The sequence below is a fragment of the Actinomycetota bacterium genome (genome assembly GCA_030776625.1).
Classification (GTDB): Bacteria; Actinomycetota; CADDZG01; order CADDZG01; family WHSQ01; genus MB1-2.
Genome location: JALYHL010000001.1, coordinates 825,729 through 834,804 on the forward strand (window position 1 = coordinate 825,729; position 9,076 = coordinate 834,804).

General features: G+C 67.7%; 8 protein-coding genes. All 8 read right to left on the reverse strand.

The window, feature by feature from the left end; genetic code table 11:
* Positions 1-17 precede the first annotated feature (17 nt).
* Positions 18-929: a Ppx/GppA family phosphatase gene (locus M3N53_04030; protein ID MDP9067507.1), complete on the reverse strand. Its 912-nt coding sequence runs from the start codon at positions 927-929 to the stop codon at positions 18-20.
* Positions 926-1,303 carry a DUF501 domain-containing protein gene (locus tag M3N53_04035; GenBank protein MDP9067508.1) on the reverse strand — a complete coding sequence of 126 codons (378 nt, stop codon included), beginning with the start codon at positions 1,301-1,303 and terminating at the stop codon, positions 926-928. The genes M3N53_04030 and M3N53_04035 overlap by 4 nt, the downstream gene beginning before the upstream one ends.
* A 107-nt stretch (positions 1,304-1,410) precedes the next feature.
* On the reverse strand, positions 1,411-1,770 hold the full coding sequence (locus tag M3N53_04040; protein MDP9067509.1) for a S1 RNA-binding domain-containing protein: 360 nt from the start codon (positions 1,768-1,770) through the stop codon (positions 1,411-1,413).
* Positions 1,771-1,866: 96 nt separating this feature from the next.
* A complete protein-coding gene (locus M3N53_04045; protein MDP9067510.1) occupies positions 1,867-2,295 on the reverse strand; it encodes a septum formation initiator family protein in 429 nt (142 codons plus the stop codon).
* Entirely contained in the window at positions 2,292-3,575 is a 1,284-nt protein-coding gene (eno, locus tag M3N53_04050; protein MDP9067511.1) for a phosphopyruvate hydratase, read from the reverse strand. The genes M3N53_04045 and eno overlap by 4 nt, the downstream gene beginning before the upstream one ends.
* Positions 3,576-3,660: 85 nt before the next feature.
* Positions 3,661-4,629 (reverse strand): nucleoside triphosphate pyrophosphohydrolase, encoded by a 969-nt coding sequence (mazG, locus tag M3N53_04055; GenBank protein ID MDP9067512.1) that lies wholly within the window; start codon positions 4,627-4,629, stop codon positions 3,661-3,663.
* Positions 4,629-5,684, reverse strand: a complete 1,056-nt coding sequence (locus M3N53_04060) for a peptidylprolyl isomerase (protein ID MDP9067513.1) — start codon at positions 5,682-5,684, stop codon at positions 4,629-4,631. Before M3N53_04060 ends, mazG begins: the two co-directional genes overlap by 1 nt.
* Positions 5,681-9,049, reverse strand: coding sequence for a transcription-repair coupling factor (mfd, locus tag M3N53_04065; GenBank protein ID MDP9067514.1), 3,369 nt, complete (start codon positions 9,047-9,049; stop codon positions 5,681-5,683). The genes M3N53_04060 and mfd overlap by 4 nt, the downstream gene beginning before the upstream one ends.
* Between the last annotated feature and the right edge of the window lie 27 nt (positions 9,050-9,076).

Consider the following 9,076-nt stretch of genomic DNA (forward strand, 5'->3'; position numbering starts at 1 on the left):
AAACTTCGCAGATGGACCTAGTCATCCAGTAACTGGATGACCAATCCGTCCAAGATGTCCTTTTCCGACGTCAGGACCTCTGGCGCGTCGAAGGCCTCCATCACGCACAGCAGGATCTCTGCGCCCGCGACGATGACGTCCGCGCGGCCCGGCTCGAGCCCTTTGATGCGTTTGCGCTGCGTGTAGGTGAGTGACTCCAAACGCCGCGCCAGCATCCGGACGTCGCCGTGGGTGAGGACGGCGTGGTGCGTCACGTCCGGGTCGTACACGAGGATCCCCGCCTTCAGCGCGGCGAGCTGAGTCACGGTTCCCGCCACCCCGACCAGGCGAGCCCCCGGCGGGACCTCCAGCTCGTCCACCACGGCGTCGATCTCTCCGCGGACCTCCTCGCGCAACGCCTCTAGCTCTTCCGGCGCCGGCGGGTCGGTGCGCAGGTGCTTCTCCAGCATCCGAACGCACCCGATGTTCAATGAAACCAACCGCTCAGGCCGGCCCTCGCCCCCTATGAACTCGGTTGAGCCGCCGCCGATGTCAACGACCAATACCGGCCCCGCGTCCGGAAGATCCGAGAGCGCGCCGAGGAATGTGACCGTGGCCTCGGCTTCACCGGACAGAAGCTCTGCCTCCGTCCCCGTCAGGTGGCGGACGCCGTCGAAGAACTCGTCGCGGTTGTGAGCGTCCCGCACCGCGGACGTCCCCGTCACGCGCAGCTTGTTCACGCCGAGCTCACCACAGGTTGCGGCGTAGTCCGCGATGGTCGCGAGGGTCCGCTGTAGCGCCTCCGGCGCCAGAACGCGACGTTCGTCGACGCCTTGGCCGAGGCGCGTGATCACCATGCGGCGTTCTATCGAACGGAACCCTCCGGCCTGTCCCTCAGCGACCAACAGCCTCGTGGAGTTGGTGCCCACGTCGATCGCAGCCACTCTCATGAGGTCTGCACGCAGGGGAGCCGGCAATCGGGAAAGCCGCTCTGCGACAACGCCAGCGCGCCCACGGGATTCGGCGACACCAGATGATGGGCGAGGTGCGCGTGCAAGCACTTGACGCGGTCGGGCCCTCCGCCGGGTGGCGCCGGTGGAGGATCCAGCACCTCGTGCGCGTCGCGTCGGCGGCGCAGGTCGTCGAGCGCGCCCCACAAGCGCGCACGGAGCAAGGGGTCCTCGCCCAACCGGTCGTTGAGCTGCTCCATCCACCCCTCCGACTCGAGCTTGCTCGCTCGCTTCACGAGCAGCGGACAGGTGAGCCAGTAAAGCGTGGGGAACGGCGAGCCGTCTTCGAGCCGGGGGTGGTTCTCGATCGCCATCGCGACGCCGAGATGACAGCGGCGCGCAACGCGCCATTCACCTCTGAGGGGACGGCCGAGTTGCCGCTCGACGACCGCTTCGTCGTCGGCGGAGTGGGAAAGCGGAGCTACCTGCGCCCCTCTTTGTGCCGCTTGAGGTCGACGAGGCGCTCCTGGCTCTGGCTCATGAAGGTCTTGAGCTTGCGCTCGAACTCGGGATCGCGGCCGCCCTTGCGGGGGGCCTGCTCCGTGTAGCCCGCCTGAGCCTGCTTGATCGACAGGTCGATCTTGCCGTCTTCCTTCTGACCGACGACCTTCACCTGGACGCTGTCGCCCTCCTTGATGAAGTCGCGGATGTTCTTCACGTAGTTCACGTCGACCTGAGAGATGTGGACCATGCCGCTCTCGCCGCTCTCGAGCTTCACGAAAGCGCCGTAGTCCGTCACCTTCTCGACGGTTCCCGTGACTACCGCTCCTACCTCGACCATGGCGAACATCGTAACCCCCCGCGACACCCGCCCGAAGAAGACGACGCAGCGACATGATCCCGCTGTCGCGGAGCTGCCTTCGGGCCGCGGAGGCTTCTAGCGCAGACCGAGGAAAGACAGGAACCCGTCGACGAAGCCGGGCGCGGGGGTAGCCGGTTCCGGTGCCACTTTCTTCTCCTTGTCGGGCCGGCTGCTGCTGCGACTCGGGGGCATCACGACGTAAGCGGTCTCGCCCGGGCGCACCAAGCCGATGCCGCGGGCGCGCTGCTCGAGGAAGTCCGGGTCCTTCAGCCGCCCGATCCTGCCTTCGAGGCGCCGGTTGGAGCGTTGGATCTGCTCGAGGTCGTTCGACATCCCGTGGATCCGCTCGCGCTGCTCGATCAGCTGCCGGGTCGGCTCGATCGCCATCGCGCCCAGAAGCCCGAGCACGAGCAACAGCGCCACGATCTGTGGACCCATCCCGAGGCTCGGCAGCCGGAACCTCTTGGCCTTGTTACCCCCACCGCGCATGGCCAGCGCCTTCACGAGCGCGACCTTGGGAACGCGCGCCCGCCGGGATACCGAGCGCTGTCGCCGAGGACGCCTTCGATGCGAAGGAGCTGGTTGTACTTCGCCGTGCGCTCACCGCGCGCCGGCGCACCCGTCTTGATCTGCCCAGCGTTCGTCGCGACCGCGATGTCCGCGATCGTCGCATCTTCCGTCTCGCCCGAACGGTGCGAGATGACGGTTGTGTAGGCGGCCCTCTGCGCGAGCCGCACGCACTCGAGCGTTTCGGTCAGGCTCCCGATCTGGTTCGGCTTCACGAGGATCGAGTTCGCCGCGCCCAGACTGATGCCGCGTTCCAGCACCTCGGGATTCGTTACGAACAGGTCGTCGCCGACCAGTTGGACGCGATCGCCGATCGCGTCCGTCAGCGTCTTCCAACCGTCCCAGTCGTCCTCCGCCATCCCGTCCTCGATCGAGACGATCGGATAACGCTCCACCCAGTCCGCCCAGAACTGCACCATCTCGTCCCGCGACAGCGTGCGACCCTCGGAGGCGAGGACGTAGCTGTCGCCCTCCGCGATCTCAGATGTCGCCGGGTCCAGTGCTAACGCGATGTCCTCGCCGGGCGTGTAACCCGCGGCTTCGATCGCGTCGAGCAAGAGCTGGATCGCCTCTTCGTTCGCGCCGAGGTCCGGAGCGAACCCGCCCTCGTCACCGACACCCGTGGCGAGGCCGCGATCGACCAGCTGTTTCTTGAGCTGCGCGTACGTCGTCGTCCCCCACTCCAGTGCCTCGGCGAAGCTCGCGGCACCGACCGGAGCGAGCATGAACTCCTGGAAATCCACCGAGTTGTCAGCGTGGGCGCCGCCGTTCAGCACGTTCAACAACGGGACCGGCAAGACGTGGGCGGCCGGCCCCCCCAGGTAACGGAACAGCGGCAGGTCCAGCTCCTGCGCGACCGCGTGCGCGACCGCCAGCGAGACGCCGAGGATCGCGTTGGCGCCGAGCTTTCCCTTGGTGTCGGTTCCGTCCAGGTCGCGCATCAACGTGTCGAGGCCGCGCTGGTCGAGCGCGTCGAACCCGAGCAGCGCCGGGCCGATCGTGTCGTTGACGTTGTCGACCGCCTTGGTCACGCCCTTGCCGCCGAACGCCTTGCCGCCGTCGCGCAGCTCGACGGCCTCGCCCGCGCCCGTCGACGCTCCCGACGGCACCGCAGCTCGCCCGCGGGCGCCGGAGTCGAGCCCGACCTCCGCCTCCACGGTTGGGTTCCCGCGCGAATCGAGGATCTGACGCCCGGCAACGAAGACGATTTCGCTCACTCTGCTCCCATCGCTTGACGCCCGCCACAGCAGAAACAACAGTAACAGCGCCCTCTCCGCCGGCACCGGAACCAGGGCCGCGCGGTCAGAAGGAGGCGCGGAACCTCACTGTGGCGGCTCGCAGCGCGCCTTCGGGGTCGATGCCGCGCACGCGGGCGAGCGCCACGAACCAGAACAGCACGTCGCCCAGGCTTTCCGGAGTGGGGGCGGCCGCGAGCTCCGCCACCGCCTGCGACAGGTGCCCCAGCGCCTGTTCCTCGGTCGGCTGAAACCCCAGAGCGGAGGCGCGCTTCTGGATCTTGCAGGAGTACAGCAGCGCCGGAAGCCCCGCGGGGACGTCGTCGAACGCGCCGTCTCGCTTCTTCTCCTCAGCCTTGATCGATTCCCAGTTCCGGACGACCTCGCCCGCTCCCGTGACCGCGACGTCGCCGAAGACGTGAGGATGACGATGCACGAGCTTGACCACGAGGCGGTTTGCCACCGACGCGACGTCGAAGCGAGCGTCGTCGGCCGCGAGTTGCGCGTGGAAGAAGACCTGCAACAACAGGTCGCCGAGCTCCTCTTCGAGATCGTCCCCTAGCGCGGCGCGATCGATCGCGTCGAGCACCTCGTACGCCTCTTCCACCAGGTGGACCCGCAAAGACTCGTGCGTTTGCTCTTGATCCCAAGGACAACCATCGACGCTTCGAAGCCGCGCCATCACCTCAGCAAGCCCCCCGAGAGCAACCGCCGCCCGCCGGGAGATCGCGGCGCCGTGAGCAGTCGTCAGCGCGTCCACTGCACGCGCCGGTCCGGCCATGACCTCCGCGCCTGAGCGCGCCAGCTCTCGCACGCGCACGGAGTTCGGGTCCGCGACCAAAGCCAACATGTCGTCGTTCGGGGCCGGCTCGTCGTCGAATGCACCGGCGGGCGTTCCCGCCGCATTCAGCCGCTCGACCAAAGGGTGGCCGGGCCGCTCGAACACCACCTGCTCGCGCGACCGCAGCGCGTCCCACTCCGCCAAGGTCAGCGATCCCGCTTCTTCGGGTGCGAGCGCGACGACGAGCAGAGGCACTATTCAGCGGGTGACGGCGCCGGGGCCTGATCCTCAGCCGGCGCGGGTGTCTCGTCGGGCACCTCGGCCCCCGGGACATCCTCAGCGCTCGGGTCTACGACCTGGAACGTCTCCTCGTCGAACTCGCCATAGCGGGGGTTCACCTTCACGTCCGCTTCCTCGTAAGCCTGCGCGACGTACTCCTCCCACGCCTCGTCGGCCGCGCCCGTTCCAAGCTCTTGCTCGATCTGACCGACGACGTCCTCGAACGGCGCCAGCCGCCGGTCCGTAACGCGGATGACGTGGAAGCCGAACTCGGTCTTCACCGGGTCGGAGACCTCACCGATCTCGAGGTCTGCGGCCGCCGCCTCGAACGGAGGGACGAACTCTCCGGGCGAGAAGAACCCAAGGTCACCCCCGCGGCCCGCGTTGCTCTGGTCGGTGGAGTGCTCCTTCGCAAGCTTCGCGAACAGCGTCTCGACCTGTCGCGGCGGCGCCGCCTGCAGTTGGCGAGAGAGCCGCTGCGCGAGGGCCTTGCCCTCGACGAGGATGTGTTGCGCCGCGGTCTCCTGGAACCTCGCCTCGTTCTCTTCGTAGAACGCCTGAAGGTCCTCCTCGGTCGGCCCCGCGTTCTCGGTCACCTTCGCTCTGAGCTCCTCTTCCAGGAGGCTGTCGCGCACCAGCTCCTCGAGCTGATCGAACGTCAGCCCCTGCTCCTTCAAAGCCTCTTCGAACGCTGCCTCGGTCTCGAAGTCCGCCTTGACCTCGTCCAGCCTCTGGGTGAGCTCTTCCTCCGACACCGTGATCCCGAACTCAGCCGCCTTCGGCTCGAGCACGGCGCGTCTGATCGCTTGCGTCAGCAGCTGCTGCTCGACCTGTCGCTTCAGCTCCTGCGCATCGCCTTGCTCCGACAGCCGCTTGAACTCCGCGGACGCGGCGAACCGGTTGAGGTCGGCGGAGATCTCGTCGACGGTGATCTTCTGTCCGGCGACCACCGCAGCCGCGGGCTCCAGCAGGTCGCCACAGCCGCTCGCGAGCAACACGAACGCTCCGCAGGCAACGAGTAGTCGTCTCATGCGGGCGAGGTTAACTGTTGTAAAAGATCCGTCACCCACGGAACCACGCCCGTCCGCGGCAGCACGCGCTCGGGCACGAGCAGTGTGCGGTTCTCGGGTTTCCACTGCGCCGACGGAACGATCCTCTGCAACCGGACCTGGCGCGAATCCTCGAGCTCGATCGGACGGATCCTCAAGTTACGCGCGACCGTTGCGGCTTCGTTGATGCCTGCCCTCGACATCAACGCGCGCAACTTCGCCACCTCGAACAGTGCCTCCACCACATCCGGGACCGGAGCCCCGTAGCGATCCACCAGCTCGGCGCGCACCTCCGCAAGCTCCTCGTCCGTCCGCGCCGAGGCGATGCGCCGGTAGGACTCGAGGCGCAGGTTCTCATCCGCGACGTACGTCTTCGGGATGAAGGCGTTTAGGGGCAGGTCGATGCGCACGTCACCGTCGAGACCCGGAGGAAGGCTGCCCTTCGCCTCCTCGACCGCCTGCGACATCAGCTTCACGTAGAGATCGAAGCCGACCTCGGAGATGTGCCCGTGCTGCTCGGCCCCCAACAGGTTGCCCGCGCCTCTGATCTCGAGGTCCCGCATCGCGATCCGGAAGCCGGACCCGAGACCCGTCTGCTCCGCGATCGTCTTCAAGCGCTCGTGCGCGTGCTCGGTCAGTGCCCGCTGGGGCGGGAAGAAGAGATAGGCATAGGCGCGCTCGTGCGCCCGGCCCACCCGCCCGCGCAGCTGATACATCTGCGAGAGACCCAGCAGGTCGGCCCGCTCCACGATCAGGGTGTTCACGGTGGGGATGTCGAGCCCGGACTCGATGATGGTCGTGCACACCAGAACGTTGGTCTTGGCGTCTCCGAACTCGAGCATCGTCTGCTCGAGCTGGTTCTCGTCCATCTGCCCGTGCGCAACCGCGACGCGGGCATCCGGCACCAGATCTTGCACCCGTCGCGCCGCGGCCTGGATCGTGTCTACCCGATGGTGCACGTAGAACACCTGCCCGTCGCGCAACAGCTCGCGCCGGATCGCGGACGACAACGTCTCTTCGTCGAAGTCACCGACGTAGGTCATGACGGGATGTCGGTCCTCCGGCGGGGTGTCGACGATCGACATATCGCGGATCCCGGACATCGCCATCTCGAGCGTGCGCGGGATCGGCGTCGCGGTGAGCGTCAGGATGTCGACGCTGGTGCGGAGCTGCTTGAGACGCTCCTTCTGCTCGACGCCGAAGCGCTGCTCCTCGTCGACGATCACGAGCCCTAGGTCCGAGAACTTGATGTCCTTGCCCAGCAGGCGGTGCGTGCCGACGACCACATCCACCTTGCCGTCGGCGAGGTCCGAGATGACCTTCTTCGCCTCGGCGGCGGACAGGAAGCGAGAAAGCATCTCGACCCGGACCGGGAAGTGCCGGAAGCGCTCCGCGAACGTGGCGTGGTGTTGCTGGGCGAGGATCGTGGTCGGCACGAGGACCGCCACCTGCTTGCCCCCCGCCACGGCTTTGAACGCGGCCCGTACCGCGATCTCGGTCTTGCCGTAGCCGACGTCGCCGCACACGAGCCGATCCATCGGGAGGTCTTTCTCCATGTCGTCTTTGACCTCGTCGATCGCGCGCAGCTGGTCCGGCGTCTCCTCGTAGGCGAAGGCGTCCTCGAGCTCGCGCTGCCACGGCGTGTCGGGGCCGAACGCGTAGCCCTTGGCGCGCAGGCGGTCGGCGTAGAGCTTCACTAGCTCGTGCGCGATCTCGCGGGCGCGGCGGCCGACGCGAGCTTTCGTCTTCGCCCATTCGTTCGACCCGAGCCTGCTCATCTTCGGCAGCTCGCCGCCGATGTACTTCGAGACCAGGTCGACCTGGTCGCTGGGGACGTAGAGCCGGTCGCCCTTAGCGTACTCGATCACCAGGTACTCGCGGTGAACCCCCAGCAGCTCCCGATCCACCATCTCGATGTAGCGGCCGATGCCGTGTACCTCGTGGACCACGAGATCGCCGGAGGCGAGATCGAGGGGGCCGGAGGCCTCGCGTCTCTTCGACTGGATCCTGCGCTTCGCAGCGCCGGAGCGGCGCCCGGTGAGGTCGGACTCAGCGACGAGGGCGAGCTGAGCCCACGGGAGCACGAATCCGCGCGCCAGCTCTGCGATCACGATCACTCCTCCCGGCGCCGAGTCCTCGGACGGAGCCACATCGCTGATCGGGAACGCGGTGCCCGCCGTGGTCTTCAGGTTGTGCTGCAGGCGCTGTGCGGTGTCGGGCAAAGAAGCGGCTATCACGCCGCGGTAGCCGTTCTTTATCAGCGAGTTCAGTCTCTCGACCAGTTGCTCCGGCTTGCCTGCGGTCGCGGTCCACGTGTCCACCGGAAGCGCCTCGGATGACGGATCGGCAAAGCTGGAGATCAGCAGGCGGGTTTCGAGGGCCTGGAGCGACTCGTCCAGCGGCGCGTAATGACCGCCGTCGGAGCCCGAGATCTGAGACCACTCCGTTACCTGCTCCAAGACCTCGTCCGCGCGGTCCCGCACCCGCTTCGGCTCCAGGATCGCCACCGGCGAGTCCTGCGGCAAGAAGGTCGGCAACGGCCGAAGGCCGCCCGTCAGCAACGGAAGGAGCCGCTCGGCCCCCACGTCGATCACCCCTTCGGCCAGTTGATGCAACGTTGGATCGTCTACCGACCGCGCCAGCTCGGCCGCTCGCGCTCGCGTGGCCTCGTCCGCCCGCAGCTCGCGACAGGGCGCGACCGACACCGCCTCGACGGGATCCAGCGAACGCTGGGACGCCAGCGCGAACTGTCGCAGCGAGCTGATCTCGTCACCCCAGAGCTCGGCTCGCAGCGGCCGTTCCGAGGCGGGCGGAAAGACGTCGATGATCCCGCCGCGCAGCGCGAACTCCCCCCGGCGCTCGACGATGTAGTTGCGCTCGTAGCCCATCTCGACGAACCGCTCCGTGAGCTCATCGAGGTCGACGAGCGCACCCTCGCGCAGCTCGAGGGCCTGGACCGCGCCGCCCGGCCGCGCCACCAGCTGCGTCACGCCTTGCGAGGTCGTGACCACGACGAACCGGTCGCCGCGGCTGAGGCGCGACAGGACGTGGAGCCTGCGGCCCATCGTCTCGACCGAAGGCGACAGCGGCTCGCCGGGCAGCACCTCCCACCCAGGAAAGATGTCGGAGCCGGAGCGACCGAGGAAGGCGTGGATGTCGCGGGCGAGTTGCTCTGCCTCCTCCTGGCGGGCGGTGACCGCAAGCACCGGCCGATCCAGGTGACGGACCAGCGCAGCGAGCAGGAACGGCCGGGCAGGCTCCGGGACGGTGACCGACGAGCGCGCGCGCAGAAGCGCCTGCAGGCGCTCGTCGGGCAGCAGGTCGAGAAGCGGAGCTAGAGATGCCACTACGACTCCAGTCTAGGTGCCGCCGAA